Source organism: Marinomonas sargassi, assembly GCF_025716875.1.
Taxonomy (GTDB): Bacteria; Pseudomonadota; Gammaproteobacteria; order Pseudomonadales; family Marinomonadaceae; genus Marinomonas; species Marinomonas sargassi.
Window position 1 is genome coordinate 507,473 of the sequence record NZ_JAOVZB010000002.1, and the last position, 14,819, is coordinate 522,291.

The window sequence follows — 14,819 nt, forward strand, 5'->3', positions numbered from 1 at the left end:
CCTAGCCAAATAGACAGGCTCATTACTCAAGCTTCCCAGCAATAAAGCCTTCTAATACAAAGAATGGGTATTCTCTTCTATGTGCTTTTTCGTGAAGCGTCCGTACATTACAAAGTAGCTCCATAGTGTGTAGCCCAAAACGATTGGCACGAAAATGCAGGCCACCACAAACATAATCATCATGGTGTTTTCACTTGAAGTTGCATCCCACATAGTCAAACTCATACTTGGGTAGCTTGAAGACGGCATTAGGAATGGGAACATAGAGCCACCAGCGGTAACGATAATGCCTGCCAAGCCAAGAGAAGAGCTAACAAAAGACAAGAAAGCTCTTTTCAGTAAACCCAACAAAGAAGCACATAACATTCCCACAACACCCAAAATAGGCGCCAACATGAGCAGTGGGTATTTGTCATAGTTTGCTAGCCAAGCCCCTTCTTGTACTTCGGCGGTTTTCATTAGCGGTGTTAATGCTTCATTGCCGTTGATGTCACTGGTAATAACATAACCATCAATACCAAATGCTAACCAGACACCCGCTAATATGAAAAGTACAGCCGCTAGCACCCCCGTTGCTGCTGTAGACTTAGCCGCTTTAGCATGGAGTTCAGCATCCGTTTTCATCAATAGCCAAGCTCCGCCCTGAGTCATAATCATTAGCAAGCTGACCAAACCACACACTATGGCAAATGGGTTAAGCAAGGCAAAGAAAGACCCCGTATAAGTCGCACGTAGATATTGGTCAAACTCAAAAGGCACGCCCTGCAGCAAATTGCCAAACGCTACACCAAAAATAATAGGCGGTACGGCAGAACCAAAGACAATCCCCCAGTCCCAGCTCTCACGCCACTTTGAGCTCTCTAATTTAGAACGGTAATCAAAACCAATTGGGCGGAAGAACAATGCGGCAAGTACTAGCATCATAGCGAAGTAAAAACCTGAAAATGCCGTAGCATAGACAACAGGCCAAGCAGCAAACAATGCTCCACCAGCGGTAATAAACCACACCTGATTCCCATCCCAATGGGGAGCAATAGAGTTGATCATGATGCGGCGCTCGGAGTCTGTTCCGCCGATTATTTTCAACAAACTCCCCACGCCCATGTCAAAGCCATCAGTCACTGCAAAGCCAATCAGCAATACACCAACCAAAGCCCACCAAATCACTTTTAATAATTCGTAATCCATCTTACACCCCCTGCTTCAACTGAGCGGTTTCTTGTTCAAGCGCATAACGCCCTGTATGCAGACTGGAAGGCCCTTGTTTTGCAAAACGAATCATCAGATACATTTCCGCAATCAAGAACACTGTGTACAACAAGGTAAAGCCAGCCAAAGACAACCAGATTTCACCCGCTGATAAACTAGAAACAGCAACATGCACAGGTAGAATTTCCCCTATCGCCCAAGGTTGACGACCATACTCAGCTACAAACCAGCCAGCTTCGTTAGCGATCCAAGGCAATGGCAAACAAAGAATAATAAATTTCAAGATGGTGCGGTTTTGACCAATTCGACGGCGTGCATTTTGGTAAAACGCAGCGGCAAACATAAACAGCATAATAAAGCCGCTCGCCACCATAATTCGGAACGAGAAGAATAACGGTGCAACCTGAGGGATAGAGTATTCAACCGCTTTATCAATATCTTCCGACGAGACTTGATTGATATCCTCATTGAATGCGGTTACTAAAAGACCATAACCTAGGTCGTCTTTGACCTTATCAAAGTTTTCCTTAACAAGAGGGTCTTGTGAGCCTGAACGTAATTCCTCAAGCAATTGATTAGCATATATACCGTTGATAATTCGCTGACGGTTATGCTCTTTCAATTCCTTGATACCTTGCACTTCTTCGTCCAAAGAACGTGTCGCAATAATCCCCATCAAAGCAGGTATACGGATCGCGTATTCAGTCTCTTCTAATTCTTGATTAGGGAAGCCGATCACGGTAAATGGCGCTGGTGCTTCATGGGTTTCCCATTCCGCTTCTACTGCAGCCAATTTTACTTTTTGCACTTCACCCAGTTCATAGCCTGACTCGTCACCTAAAAGGATAACGCTCAACGTCGACGCCAAGCCAAATGCAGCCGCGATTGCAAAAGAGCGACGGGCAAAAGCAAGGTCTCTGCCTTTTAATAGGTAGTAACTGGAAATCGCCAGCACAAAAACCGCCCCAGTCACATAACCTGCCGATACGGTATGTACAAACTTCACTTGGGCAACTGGGTTCATGATTAATGCGCCAAAATCTACCAGCTCCATTCTCATGGTTTCATAGTTAAACTCTGAACCTACTGGGTTTTGCATCCAGCCGTTGGCAATCAAAATCCATAGGGCCGATAAGTTAGAGCCTAAAGCAACACCCCATGTCACCATAAGATGCTTAACCTTACTCAAACGATCCCAACCAAAGAAGAACAAACCAACTAATGTTGATTCAAGGAAGAACGCCATTAGGCCTTCAATAGCCAAAGGAGCCCCGAAAATATCGCCTACATAATGAGAGTAATAAGACCAGTTAGTACCAAACTGAAACTCCATGGTTAAACCAGTCGTGACCCCTAATGCGAAGTTGATACCAAACAACTTGCCCCAAAACTTCACCATATCCTTATACACTTGCTTACCTGTAATAACGTAAACAGACTCCATGATGGCTAACATGAAAGTCATACCTAACGTTAAAGGTACAAATAAATAATGGTATAGCGCTGTGAAGGCAAACTGAAAACGTGATAACTCCACGACAGTTTCGTTAATCATATGAATTAGCCCCATTCTTTGATTGAGAACAGGTGGCCAGATTAAAGCACCCTGATGACTTGTGCTTTTTACGGAACACCACCCTACGTAGCTTCACCCACTGAAACTACTATCAGAACGAATTATGGGCTTACTTGTGCCGTAAAACATTGCGTTAGATCAAGAGAAGCGGAAGTGCAAAGAATTTGTAAATACAGGGAAATGCATGCTGAATGCAAAAAAGAAAGGGAGTAGATAATTTATAGAGTTCTGTCGATTTAATTCTTACATAGCTTTTGACGATTAATGTCCGCTCTAGACAACGCAGCAAGCTTGTCTTCATCAGAGAAAGCTTGCCAGTTCATAATGTCACTAAGGCTACGACCGCAGCCAACGCAAACATCTTGTTTATCTAAGCAACAATTGCGGATACAAGGACTTTCAATTTTTTGGGATACGCTAGATTTCATTTAATTGACCATAACTACTGTTGATTATTTTTACAGCTAATTAACCACTGACGGTGACACGATGAAGCCTTCTTGCTGCATCACCATAGTCTGTTACTGCATAATGTTGAGTTATACGGTTATCCCAAATCGCAACCGAGTTGGCTTGCCAAGAAAACCTGATTTGAAATTGTTCTTCTCTCGCTTTTGCAAATAAGCGAGATAGCAAAGCATCACTTTCTAGCGGCGACAAACCAATAACGGAATGAACATACTGTTCATTAATGTATAGCACTTCCTCTTGCGTTTCGGGGTGAACTTGCACCATTGAACGCACTATTGGCTCATATTGCTGAGCAACCTTATCGGCATAGCTTTGGCCACCAGACTCCTCTTTATCATAACGACTACCTTTAAAAGCATGTAATTCATGGGATACTTTTAATGTTCGTAAATAGGCTTTTTCATCTTCAGGTAAGCTTTTCCAGACTGCAGCCATATTACACCAGATAGTATCGCCCCCTTCTTCAGGAACATATTGCGCATGCAATATAGAACACTTAGGCGGTACATCTTTCCATGTCATATCTGTATGCCAAAAACTTTCCCCCGGTGGGTTACCCAGTGATGTTTCAATAATAATTACCTGATCATTATCTTCCACATGAGGAAAGAAGGGATGCACTGGTTCTAAACTGCCAAAACGTTTCCCCAGTGCAAGGTGCTCTGCAGGCGTCATACTTTGGTCTCTTAAGAATAAGACTTTATGTTGTAAAAAAGCCGCATATAAGAAGTGAAAATCACCTTCTGTGATTGTCGACAGATCTATGTTTTCAACTAAAGCGCCAATGCTATTAGATAAAGGCAATATGTTCATAAAGTAGAGTTTCTGCTTGATAAAATAAGATGTATTAAGATTGGACGTGTAAGTTAGCCACTTATTACAAACATCGGAAAAATTCTTTAAAAAACAATTAATCCCAGTTATTACGCCTTAAACTTTTGATCTTACCCTTTTGTTTCTTCTTATCGACACGTTTCTTTTGAGAAGAACGAGACGGTTTAGTTGGTCGACGCGATTTCTGTACCTGTATAGCCTGCAAAATCAAAGACTTTAAGCGCTGCAAGGCATCTTCTCGGTTAAGCTCTTGAGTTCTGTGTTGCTGTGCCTTGATAATAATATCGCCATCTTTGGTTAGGCGAGAATCCGTCAGTGCTAGCAGCCTTTCCTTATAAAATACTGGCAAAGACGACTGGGGAACATTGAACCTCAAATGAATCGCAGAGGAAACTTTATTGACATTCTGCCCCCCTGCACCTTGCGCACGAATAGCAGTTAATTCAATTTCATGGTCGGGAATGGTAACCGCGATTGAGAGCTGTAACATAATGGCCTATTCGTTATTCAAATAAAATGTGGCACAGATTGTAACAGCACAACGGGCAGTTTGCTGTGGATCATCGTTTAAAGCCTTTTTATCGGCTATACTTTGCTGCTCAGCTATTTTACCGATCCCATAAATAGGAGCTATGCGTGACTCAATTTCGTCCTTGTATCGATTTACATCAGGGTAAAGTTAAACAAATTGTTGGTGGTAGTTTAAACGACAAAGGCGCTACAGAAAATTTTGTCAGTCAATACGATGCCGAGTATTACGCTTCTCTTTACAGAGAGCACAATCTTACTGGCGGGCATGTTATTGCTCTCGGGAAAGGTAATCAAAGCGAAGTGATGAACGCCCTACGTGCTTACCCTAATGGCTTACAGTATGGTGGTGGCGTAAAAGAAAGCAATGCAGCAAGCTACTTAGAAGCTGGTGCTTCCCATGTGATAGTCACTTCATACCTATTTAAAGATGGTGAGTTTTCTTGGGATAGATTAGACAAGGTAAAACGCGAAACCGGGACTGATAATCTAGTACTAGACCTTAGCTGCCGCCGCACTGCTGACGGCTGGTATATTGCCACCGATCGCTGGCAAACTGTCACTTCGACTCAAATTAACAAAGAAAACTTACTTGAGCTGGCCGACCATTGTGATGAATTTTTAATCCATGCTGCCGATGTTGAAGGTTTACAAGCAGGCATTGATGAAGACCTTGTACGCTTTCTAAGTTATGACTCCCCTGTGGCAATAACTTACGCTGGCGGGGCACGTTCATTAGCAGACCTAGATAGAGTAAAGCAATTATCTAATGGGAATGTAGACTTAACGATTGGTAGTGCACTGGATATTTTTGGCGGCCAAGGCGTCACATTAGAAGAATGTATTGCATGGAATACATCGAATACATGATCGTTTATTCAATATAGCGTTATAACTAAGTTCCAAACAAAAAAGCCAGCTAAATAAAGCTGGCTTTTTATTTACCGCAGACTAATAAATTAACATTTAAATTTATTCAAATCTTGATGCAAGTCGCCTAAGCGATCTTCAATTTCAGTATTCGACTCTACGGCACGTACTGCATCACCTTGAGTTTTCTGTGCAATGTCATTGATCTTATCAACACTACCTTGTACCAAATCAGCAACAGTTGATTGTTCTTCAGCTGCGGTAGCAATCTGCATATTGAATGCGGAAATTTCATTGACTGCATTAGCCGCTTCATCAAAAACAGCTGACGTTTCATTACTTTTCGTCAAACATTGCTCGGTAATCGCTGCACCTTTATTCATGCCTTCCATCGCGTTAGATGCTTCTTTTTGAAGCTTTTCTACTAATGCTTGTATATCAACAGTAGACTCTTGGGTTCTTTGGGCTAATGAACGAACTTCATCCGCTACTACCGCAAAACCTCGACCAGTTTCACCCGCCCTCGCGGCTTCAATTGCGGCATTCAAAGCAAGTAAATTGGTTTGTTCAGCGATACCTTGAATCGTATCCAAGAATACCCCAATATTTTCTGTTTCTTTTACCAACAAACCAATATCTTTGGAGGTATCAGCAACCTCTTTCGATAACTGTTTGATGATTACCTGTGTATCATCCGCTGATGTCTTACCTTCTAATACTTTTCCTTTTACTTTATCCGCTACTGTGGACGCTTCGACTGCATTCCTAGCCACTTCTGCTGTTGCTTCATTCATGTGACGTACAGACTCTTTAACCTGTTCGACCTCAGACCTTTGTACATCAACACTTTGCAGAGTGTTTTGAATTATTCCAGATGCCGTATTTGAGGACTTTTCAAGCGATTCAGAAGAAGTGTAGATACTTTTAATGGTGCCTTGCAGCTTTTCCATAAAGCCATCAAACAGGTTCGAAATTTCGCCTAATTCATCTTTTCGGCTTGTGTTAATACGCTGAGTTAGATCACCATCACCTGACACCACCTCGCGAATTCTATCAATAACAATACCAAGTGGTTTAGTTATAGAGCGGCCGATTAGAATTGATACAAAAATACCAACAATGTACGAAAGGATTAATATAGTAATAATAAATGAAATAGCTTTGATTTCATCCGCTTCAGCTGTCTCTGCAGCTTCAATAGAAAACTTCTGAGCTTCATGAAGTAGCTCAACAAGATGTTCAGTTACTGTCTCACTTTCTTTTTCTAAACTATAAATATTATCTAACTGGCTTTTAATACCATTCGCTTTAATTTCTGAAAGTTGTTTGTTAGTTGCCTCTTCAAGATGGAAGAATTCTTCCTCAACTTTCTTGAACGTTGTTAGGAAATTACTGTACCTTCTTTCCTCTTGTACACTGTGAGAGGTTTTTATATAGCCTGTAATCACTTTTTCTAAATCAACTAACTCCTTATGGAGAGAGGCTGTTTTTTTGGTTAACTCATCAGCCAATTTCAAGCTTTCCGATGATGTGCCTTTGCCTTTTACTAAATCGATCAATAAATGAGATACCACTTTCTCAAACAAAATAGCTTCTTCTAACTGATGCTCTGTGATGTTAGTAACTTGTGTAGTAAGAGGAATGTTCTTATGTGCGATGTCTGTTATTTCTATGCCGATTTTCGACATACTTGACATGCTGACATAGCCAAGAGTTGAAATAATAAGCAGTTGAATCAGCATCAACAACATGACTTTTCTTGATATTTTAACGTTATCTAGCATTCTTTAATCCCTAATTTAAAAGAGTATTTCCGGCTTTTAATAACCACACACCTAAATACAAAAGCGGTTATCAACTAAAAACATTCATCCTTTAACATCAATTAGTTCTATCATTTCCCATTCAGTCAAACTGTTTTATCCGTGACCAGTATTTTCACCTTGAATGAAAAGTATCTGTTGTTGGTTAAGCCTAGTAGAAAATAAATAATATTTATATTTAATATTCATCAAATTCAAATACGAGCTAACCATAGCTATATGAAGTAGATTTTTCCACAGAAATTACAATAAATAACAATAAGTTAGAAAGGGATTGAAAGAGATAGTACCTTATAGAGGTTGCTCTACAAACAACCCTAATGGTTGAGAATGCGAAAGTATAATGAGAGCTTATCTATAGACGTGAAAAAAATGAAAATTAAATATTTCATAAGGTCAACAACATTTGATTTTCTATACTCTGATCTGACTTTTTAATTCAATGATTCAGCAATGCTATCAGCCATCATATTAGTAACTTTATGAAACCATGTATCAGAAAGGGTTTGCACCATGGTTAAATAACCATCAGACTTTAATGTATCCGTTACATTAAAGGTTTTCGAATCAATCAATTCACCTAAAGCAGATAATAGCTGCCAACGACCTGAAATATAAATAGTACCATCAAGGTCAGCATAAAAATTGTCTACTTCTACATTAAGCACAGCAATGGCTTCTGAAGGTAATCGTTGACCACCAAACCAAGCAATATTAGGTAAACTTTTTTCTAAACGTTGTAGTGTTAAGCGGCTTAATTGAGGAGATAGGGTCTCAGCCCATAAATGGTTTTTTGAACGATATACCTGCCCCTGCTCTGTGACCAATACAATCTCATTACCAGCGAGATAGTTTGCCATGGTTATAGGCATAAACTGTATCGACATAGCAGGAGTTGTTTTCACTTCTATCTGTTTTATATTTTTGTCGACTAACAAATACTCGCTACTGGGCACCACTTTGGTGGCACAAGCCGTCAATAACCAAATAAATGAAAGGCTAATGATCAGTTTACATTTCTGCATATTATTCACTCTTAATACTATTTTGCTGCTCTAGGCTGAATATCGGAACGCTCTTCACTATCAAAGATCAAAGTATTTGGGTTTTCCCTTAACTGCCTTAACAGCGGCTGAAGCTCATTTAAAGTACGACCTAGGGAGACCATATTTTCTCTTAGTGGGCGACCTATTTGTCCATTCGCTTGATAGGTTTCTAACGTTAGATTTAGTTCATCCATTACCTTAGATAAATCTGCGGGTAACTGCTGCGTATCTGTTTTTTCTATAAAAAGCTGAACACTTTTACTCAACTCCTGTAACTGACGCAAGCTTTCACTCGCTTCCGCCATGATATTACTCAAGTCATTGAATGTAGACTGTAAAGGCACGTCAGCCAGATTATCTAATAAAATCGAAACCTTATTTTCAATATTGGCAAAACTATCAGGCCCTGTTGGAAATAGTTTATAGCCGCCAAACTCATTCATAGTGACTGCTGGTGCATCCTCCATGTAATCTAGGCTAATTACACGAGCCGCATTAACATAATTACCTATCATCAAGGTCGCTCTTAGCCCTTGAGAAATTTTATCATCAAGCTGCTCTTGCCATGCTTGTATCGATTCAGACTCTGGTACATGGAGGGCATTCAGACGTTGTGGTTCAATCTTCGCCAATACTGGGATCACGGGGCGGTCTAGCGAGGCTAAAGCATCGATAGAAAAACCTGTAAATGGCATTTCTAATACTGTGCCTATTACTACACCTCGGTATTCAACATCAGCTCCTGCCGCTAAACCACTCATATTGGAGTCAAATAGAAACACGTACTCGATTGATTCTTTGTAGAGATTATTATCCGCCTCATATTTAGAAGTAAATAGTGGGAAGCGCGTGAGATCTTCAACAGGCTCGCCTAGTGTTTTTCCTTTACCTAATCCAAATGAAATACCACCAGAAATAAAGTTTTCCAGTGAATCGAATTTCACTTCAAAACCTTGAACAGAACTTCGAAAAGATAAACCAGGGGTAACCCAGAACTGAACATTACGACTTACTAACTTATCATATGGTGGGTTAACTACCGCTCGATAGGTGATGGCATTCGTATCGCTATCAAAGCCAACTTCTTCAATGTAGCCGACTTCATAGCCGCGAAAATGGACTGGTGCACCCACGTCTAATTTAGCGCTGCCATTATTATGAAGTAATATACGCACTCCTTCTTTAGTGGAAGATAAAGGCGGTTGGTTTAATAGACTAAACTCGGTACTTTCTTCACCTAATTGCCCCGGTGTCATATCAATATAGGCACCAGATAAGAGAGTCCCTAAGCCACTTACACCCTCTTTACCGATACGCGGTTTTACCACCCAAAACTTCGCGTCATCAAGCAACATAGCTTGAGTACCCTGATTCATACGAACTTTAATAATGGCTTTATCGTATTCACCGCTTAGATGAATATCGATGACTCTACCTATATCGACATTACGAGCCTTTAATTTTGTCTGACCTGCTTCCAGCCCTTCAGCATCAGCTGCGATTAAGGTAATAACAGGACCTTGACTCGCCCAGTTTTGGTAAAGCATCCAGCTTGCGACAAGAATAGCGACAAGGGGCACCAACCAAATAGAATTAAAATGTACGCGCTTCAAGCTTTCGACATTTTGATTAACTTCTTTCACTTATCGTCCCCTTTTGACGCCTGCATAATTTCGTCTTCTTTGTCCCATAATAAGCGTGGATCAAACATGACAGCTGACAACATAGTTAAAATCACAACAGCAGCAAATGACAATACAGCCTGCCCGGGCAAAATACTAATCAAGTTCCCCATTTGCACAACACCCGCCAATAAAGCCACTACGAATACATCTATCATTGACCATCGACCAATCACCTCAGTCACGCGGTAAAGCCATACCTTCTTCAAAATATCGTGTTCTGTCGGGTAGTAGCATTGCCAACACAGCCAACTCAACGACAATATTTTTGTCAGTGGAATTACAACGCTGGCTAAAAAAATCACTAATGCAACAGGGTATGAGCCTAAAGACCAAAGCAAAAAAACGCCCCCCATAATAGTAGAGGGCTCCGAACCACCTAAAAAAGTGGTTTGCATTATAGGGAAAACATTCGCAGGTACAAACATAATCACTGCGGCAATTAAAAATGCAATACTGGCCGTTAAGCTATGGGGACGACGACTATGGATAGAATGCCCACAGCGGCTACAATGACTATGGGAGTTAGGTGATACTGCACCGCAAAAATGACAGCCAATCAAAGAATGTAGTTTTGCTGTTTTCAGCTCGTCAGGATGCTGTTTGTCTTCAATCACATGGTTAGGTGCAGCTCCAGACATTTTGTTCCATAACCAGCGGCGGTCTACTAAAGTCACCGTCCTAATTAAAAGTACAACATAGCCACAGAATGCCCAAAACGAAAGACCTAACTCTATATCGGCTAAACTCCTCATTTTTACCAAAGCAACTAAAGCTCCTACTAAAAAAACATCCACCATGAGCCAAGGCTGAATAGCGACAACCCAGCGAGTTAAATGCCGCCGTGCATTAAGGCTGATATCAGGGTGTTTAAAAGACCAAAATAGAACAAGCAAAGAAAACAGGTAGATCGCGGGAAAAATGAATAATGCTAAACAAACAATAGAGCCTAATATTAAATAGTCTTGGCCAATTAGCACATCAACAGAACCCAACAATGTTGAGCTGCGCTCAACACCACGGCTAGAAAAACCTAGAAAAGGAAAGACTAAGGCTAAAGACAGCATCAATAAAGCAGAGAACACAGTACCTAATATACGGCCTTCAACATGTTCATGCACACTCAAGACAACATGCTGACAGCGCCCACACTTAAAACGCTCGCCACTTTTTAAAGGCGGTATAACATGCAGATGATCACACTCATCACACGCAGTAACCGTTTCATAAAACCTTGTTTTCGACATATAAACTTAAGTTCAGCAACCTTGAATCATTTCTTAGAGTTTAGCATCATCTCTGTTAAGCCATTATTACGAGACTGTTATAGGCGGAACATACTCTCTAAGGCTTTTTGGCAATACTACTGACAACAAGCATGCTCTCACCATATGCCAATACACGGCCAGTAATAATAAAGACGCCCCTATTAATATTCCAGTTAATGCAAGGCTATGACCTATATGACCATAACCATTAACCAAACTCGCAAGGGCATAGACGACATAAACTAATGATGAAACCATAAAGGCTCGGCGATCAATCATGATAGACACGGTAGTCATTAGTATATAAAGGACAATGACGACCAGCATGTTAATGATGCTGTCATTACCATTGAGTATCCCTAGGTTCAAAAACACAGGATGGATAATCAAAGGGGCTGATAGTAAATGTAACCAAAACGCCACATCTGATTTTCTTGTCGTTCGACTAGTATCTGACGCATCCCAATACATAGCTATTCCAAAAGCAATACAACCGCAAACAAATGCCACAGCAAATAAGGCCATGGACTGATTTGGAAATAACTTTGCTATTAATATGATGACGGAATATAAAGCTGTTCCGGTACCCACAGCCACCGTAATAGGTACTCTAAAACTGCGCCAATGCACATAAGACAATACAGTAGATATAGCTATCGCAACTAAGTCAGGGTGAGTAATGACGCCCACAAAAAAATAATAAGCGGTCCAATAGCTACCACCGATAAAAGCCAATAATAATGTAATAGCGGGTAAAGCCATTTTACGTTTTGACACAAGCACAATACTTAACAGCCAAGACAACACAGAAAACGTCAAATAGCCAAGAGTTTCATTATATAAACTAACAACCCATAGTGTTGAGAAGAGCAAAAGAGCGGAAGCAATCACCACAAAAATGTCATTGAAGCCCCCCATCAGACGAACATTCTCTTCATCTGATACTGAGGTTTTAATGGCTGTAACTAAGCACCGAAAGTCTTTTACATCGGAGGCAGAGAAAATACCTTTTTCTATGGCTAGTTCTAAGTCTTTATCTGTATACATAGCATATCCTTTTTAAACTCGAGCATTCTACAGATATAAGATAAAGAGAGTCGATACGAAATTTATAAATCTCCAATAATAAAAAAAGAACGCCGAAGCGTTCTTTTTTTATTATCTAGAGGAAGATGGAGCACCACCACCGCCATGTCCGCCACCACCGCCATGGCGTGGATGTGCGCATGCAGTTAGACCAACCACTAGGGTAACCAATAACACAGATAAAGATATGCGCTTAATCGCTTGCATAATAACTCCCTTTAGGTGATTTTTAATTTTGTAGCGCTGATATAAAGCCACTCTTGTCTAATATAATCCAATTACTGTTAAAGAAGAACGCAAGCAAGAGTAAAGAATGTAAATTAACTGTCCAGATCCCGTTTGGTATTAACGGCTCCGACTCCGCACTGGCTTTCTTCCTCCACCACTGGTTTTACCACTTGGATGCTTAGTATTCCCTTTGCTCCCACTTGAAAAAGGTCTTTTATCTTTGCCCTTTGGGTTTCTATTCGATTTTCTATCGTCGCTTCTCACGTGTTTAGTGTTTGCTTTCGTAGAACTTATCGTTGATGAACTTTTACCATGTTGAGATCGATTAGAAGAAGGTTTTCGCTTAACCTTATTTTTTGTTTTATTAGCAGGCTTATCAGTCTCTGATGAAGAATCTTCAACCGCTTTCAGCAATACTTTTAACTCTTTTTCCGTTAAATCACGCCACTCACCCAACGCAATGCCTTTCAAACCAACATTCATAATACGAGTACGTTCTAACTTAACCACCTCGTAACCAAAGTGCTCACACATACGGCGAATTTGGCGATTAAGCCCCTGTACAAGGGTGATATTAAATACATTAGTAGATACTTTAACCACAGGGCACTTTTTAGTCATAGTTCCCAGAATTGGAACACCGCCAGCCAAGCCTTGAATGAAGCTTTCTGTAATCGGCTTATTAACCGTGACTAGATACTCTTTCTCATGATTATTGCCTGCCCTTAATACTTTATTAACTAGGTCGCCGTTATTGGTTAGAAATATGAGCCCCTGAGAGTCTTTATCCAGCCTACCAATTGGAAAAATGCGCACACCATGACTAACAAAATCGACAATATTACTACGTTCAGAGCTTTCTGTTGTACTGACAATACCAACGGGCTTATTTAGCGCAATAAAGACAAAGTCTTCAGGGTCTTGAGGCTCTATCAACTGCCCATTTACACGCACAGTATCGCCAGCAGCGACCTTATCACCCACTTTGGCACGCTTACCGTTGATAAACACATTACCTTGCTCAATAAAGCGGTCAGCATCCCTACGAGAGCATATTCCACTTTCACTGATGTATTTGTTTAAACGTGTAGAAGAAGCATTGAACATAAAATCTGGAGTCTTTTATAAAAGTAAATCAATAAACATTAAGTAAAAAGGCAGCTGCCTAGGCACAAGAATATAGGCATTATATAGGAAATTTTGTTCGATTAACCTGTTCCTGCTCTATTTCTTCCAAGCACAAAAAAGCCCTGACAGCATAGCTATCAGAGCTTCTGTTGTTTAAAACTTTATTACCTGCTCTCACATGCGTATCTTGTAAAGAGCCCCACACTCCGCGGTGTTTTTTACTTTTCTCTCAGCCTCTTCCTGATACTTTCTTCCACTTGCTTTTTTAACAGGCACAAAAAAACCCACCCTGCGTAGCAGGATGGGGTTTCTCTTAATTTAAAGCTTGACGACGACCTACTCTCACATGGGATCCCCCACACTACCATCGGCGATGGCGCTTTTCACTTCTGAGTTCGGGATGGGATCAGGTGGTTCAACGCCTCTATGATCGTCAAGCAATTCGGCTGCGTTCGTTATGATGGCTTAATTAGTTAACACCACAACACGCTAATTCTTTGCTTAACTTAATATTTTATTAAAAAGCCCTGACAGCGATGCTATCAGGGCTTCCATTGTTTAAAGCTTGACGACGACCTACTCTCACATGGGATCCCCCACACTACCATCGGCGATGGCGCTTTTCACTTCTGAGTTCGGGATGGGATCAGGTGGTTCAACGCCTCTATGATCGTCAAGCAATTCGGTTGCGCCGTTATGATGTCTTTACATCACAACACGCCAATTCGTTGCTTGTCTCTCTATTGCTTCTTAGCATCAGTTTGCTTGCTAAGCTTCAACAATTCTCTTTTTTGAATAACGTAAATCAAGTTTTAAACCGGATCGTAATAATATGTGTCTCTTACGACCTCCATGGATGGAGGAAGTGCTGGAATTGTCAGTCGTTACACGGATGTAACTTATTAGGATAATGCAGGAGCAATTATCGAGAACAATATCCAGTAAAACCACTTTGGTGTTATATGGTCAAGCCTCACGAGCAATTAGTATTGGTTAGCTCAATGCCTCACAGCACTTACACACCCAACCTATCAACGTCGTAGTCTTCAACGGCTCTTTAGGGGACTTAT

General features: G+C 40.8%; 13 protein-coding genes and 3 rRNA genes. 1 reads left to right on the forward strand and 15 read right to left on the reverse strand.

From position 1 onward, the window contains the following. Positions 1 to 51: 51 nt before the first annotated feature. From cydB to arfB, 5 genes are all read right to left on the reverse strand, one after another. Positions 52 to 1,188: a cytochrome d ubiquinol oxidase subunit II gene (gene cydB, locus OFY17_RS06775; protein ID WP_263529975.1), complete on the reverse strand. Its 1,137-nt coding sequence runs from the start codon at positions 1,186 to 1,188 to the stop codon at positions 52 to 54. A gap of 1 nt (position 1,189) precedes the next feature. After that, positions 1,190 to 2,764 (reverse strand): cytochrome ubiquinol oxidase subunit I, encoded by a 1,575-nt coding sequence (locus tag OFY17_RS06780; RefSeq protein ID WP_263529976.1) that lies wholly within the window; start codon positions 2,762 to 2,764, stop codon positions 1,190 to 1,192. A 257-nt stretch (positions 2,765 to 3,021) separates the two neighbouring features. Continuing rightward, on the reverse strand, positions 3,022 to 3,213 hold the full coding sequence (locus OFY17_RS06785) for a DUF1289 domain-containing protein (protein WP_263529977.1): 192 nt from the start codon (positions 3,211 to 3,213) through the stop codon (positions 3,022 to 3,024). A gap of 40 nt (positions 3,214 to 3,253) precedes the next feature. Next, a complete protein-coding gene (locus OFY17_RS06790; RefSeq protein WP_263529978.1) occupies positions 3,254 to 4,069 on the reverse strand; it encodes a TauD/TfdA dioxygenase family protein in 816 nt (271 codons plus the stop codon). Positions 4,070 to 4,166: 97 nt separating this feature from the next. Beyond that, positions 4,167 to 4,580: an alternative ribosome rescue aminoacyl-tRNA hydrolase ArfB gene (arfB, locus tag OFY17_RS06795; RefSeq protein ID WP_263529979.1), complete on the reverse strand. Its 414-nt coding sequence runs from the start codon at positions 4,578 to 4,580 to the stop codon at positions 4,167 to 4,169. Positions 4,581 to 4,726: 146 nt separating this feature from the next. Here arfB and hisA point away from each other — a divergent pair, with 146 nt between their 5' ends. Then, the gene (gene hisA / locus OFY17_RS06800; protein WP_263529980.1) at positions 4,727 to 5,488 is read left to right on the forward strand and encodes a phosphoribosylformimino-5-aminoimidazole carboxamide ribotide isomerase; all 762 of its coding nucleotides are present in this window, start codon (positions 4,727 to 4,729) and stop codon (positions 5,486 to 5,488) included. A gap of 89 nt (positions 5,489 to 5,577) precedes the next feature. Here hisA and OFY17_RS06805 read toward each other — a convergent pair whose 3' ends face one another. The 10 genes from OFY17_RS06805 to OFY17_RS06850 form a co-directional block, all read right to left on the reverse strand. Beyond that, a complete protein-coding gene (locus OFY17_RS06805; protein WP_263529981.1) occupies positions 5,578 to 7,272 on the reverse strand; it encodes a methyl-accepting chemotaxis protein in 1,695 nt (564 codons plus the stop codon). Positions 7,273 to 7,745: 473 nt separating this feature from the next. After that, on the reverse strand, positions 7,746 to 8,336 hold the full coding sequence (locus OFY17_RS06810; RefSeq protein WP_263529982.1) for a PqiC family protein: 591 nt from the start codon (positions 8,334 to 8,336) through the stop codon (positions 7,746 to 7,748). Positions 8,337 to 8,353: 17 nt separating this feature from the next. Continuing rightward, positions 8,354 to 10,000 (reverse strand): intermembrane transport protein PqiB, encoded by a 1,647-nt coding sequence (pqiB, locus tag OFY17_RS06815; RefSeq protein ID WP_263529983.1) that lies wholly within the window; start codon positions 9,998 to 10,000, stop codon positions 8,354 to 8,356. Continuing rightward, complete coding sequence (locus OFY17_RS06820; protein ID WP_263529984.1) at positions 9,997 to 11,286, reverse strand: paraquat-inducible protein A; 1,290 nt, start codon at positions 11,284 to 11,286, stop codon at positions 9,997 to 9,999. Before OFY17_RS06820 ends, pqiB begins: the two co-directional genes overlap by 4 nt. Before the next feature lie 66 nt (positions 11,287 to 11,352). After that, positions 11,353 to 12,354 (reverse strand): hypothetical protein, encoded by a 1,002-nt coding sequence (locus OFY17_RS06825; RefSeq protein ID WP_263529985.1) that lies wholly within the window; start codon positions 12,352 to 12,354, stop codon positions 11,353 to 11,355. Between the two features lie 111 nt (positions 12,355 to 12,465). Beyond that, positions 12,466 to 12,600: a hypothetical protein gene (locus OFY17_RS06830; protein WP_263529986.1), complete on the reverse strand. Its 135-nt coding sequence runs from the start codon at positions 12,598 to 12,600 to the stop codon at positions 12,466 to 12,468. A 138-nt stretch (positions 12,601 to 12,738) separates the two neighbouring features. Beyond that, a complete protein-coding gene (gene rluF / locus OFY17_RS06835; RefSeq protein ID WP_263529987.1) occupies positions 12,739 to 13,728 on the reverse strand; it encodes a 23S rRNA pseudouridine(2604) synthase RluF in 990 nt (329 codons plus the stop codon). A gap of 344 nt (positions 13,729 to 14,072) precedes the next feature. Then, positions 14,073 to 14,187: ribosomal RNA gene (gene rrf, locus OFY17_RS06840) — 5S ribosomal RNA — on the reverse strand. Between the two features lie 125 nt (positions 14,188 to 14,312). After that, positions 14,313 to 14,427, reverse strand: a 5S ribosomal RNA gene (gene rrf, locus OFY17_RS06845). Between the two features lie 284 nt (positions 14,428 to 14,711). Continuing rightward, positions 14,712 to 14,819: ribosomal RNA gene (locus OFY17_RS06850) — 23S ribosomal RNA — on the reverse strand; the annotation flags it as partial.

Excerpts from the sequence above, each read along its gene's own strand:
- cydB (WP_263529975.1), bottom strand. The coding sequence starts at position 1,188 with ATGGATTACGAATTATTAAAAGTGATTTGGTGGGCTTTGGTTGGTGTA.
- OFY17_RS06780 (WP_263529976.1), bottom strand. The coding sequence starts at position 2,764 with ATGATTAACGAAACTGTCGTGGAGTTATCACGTTTTCAGTTTGCCTTC.
- OFY17_RS06785 (WP_263529977.1), bottom strand. The coding sequence starts at position 3,213 with ATGAAATCTAGCGTATCCCAAAAAATTGAAAGTCCTTGTATCCGCAAT.
- OFY17_RS06790 (WP_263529978.1), bottom strand. The coding sequence starts at position 4,069 with ATGAACATATTGCCTTTATCTAATAGCATTGGCGCTTTAGTTGAAAAC.
- arfB (WP_263529979.1), bottom strand. The coding sequence starts at position 4,580 with ATGTTACAGCTCTCAATCGCGGTTACCATTCCCGACCATGAAATTGAA.
- OFY17_RS06805 (WP_263529981.1), bottom strand. The coding sequence starts at position 7,272 with ATGCTAGATAACGTTAAAATATCAAGAAAAGTCATGTTGTTGATGCTG.
- OFY17_RS06810 (WP_263529982.1), bottom strand. The coding sequence starts at position 8,336 with ATGCAGAAATGTAAACTGATCATTAGCCTTTCATTTATTTGGTTATTG.
- OFY17_RS06820 (WP_263529984.1), bottom strand. The coding sequence starts at position 11,286 with ATGTCGAAAACAAGGTTTTATGAAACGGTTACTGCGTGTGATGAGTGT.
- OFY17_RS06825 (WP_263529985.1), bottom strand. The coding sequence starts at position 12,354 with ATGTATACAGATAAAGACTTAGAACTAGCCATAGAAAAAGGTATTTTC.
- OFY17_RS06830 (WP_263529986.1), bottom strand. The coding sequence starts at position 12,600 with ATGCAAGCGATTAAGCGCATATCTTTATCTGTGTTATTGGTTACCCTA.
- rluF (WP_263529987.1), bottom strand. The coding sequence starts at position 13,728 with ATGTTCAATGCTTCTTCTACACGTTTAAACAAATACATCAGTGAAAGT.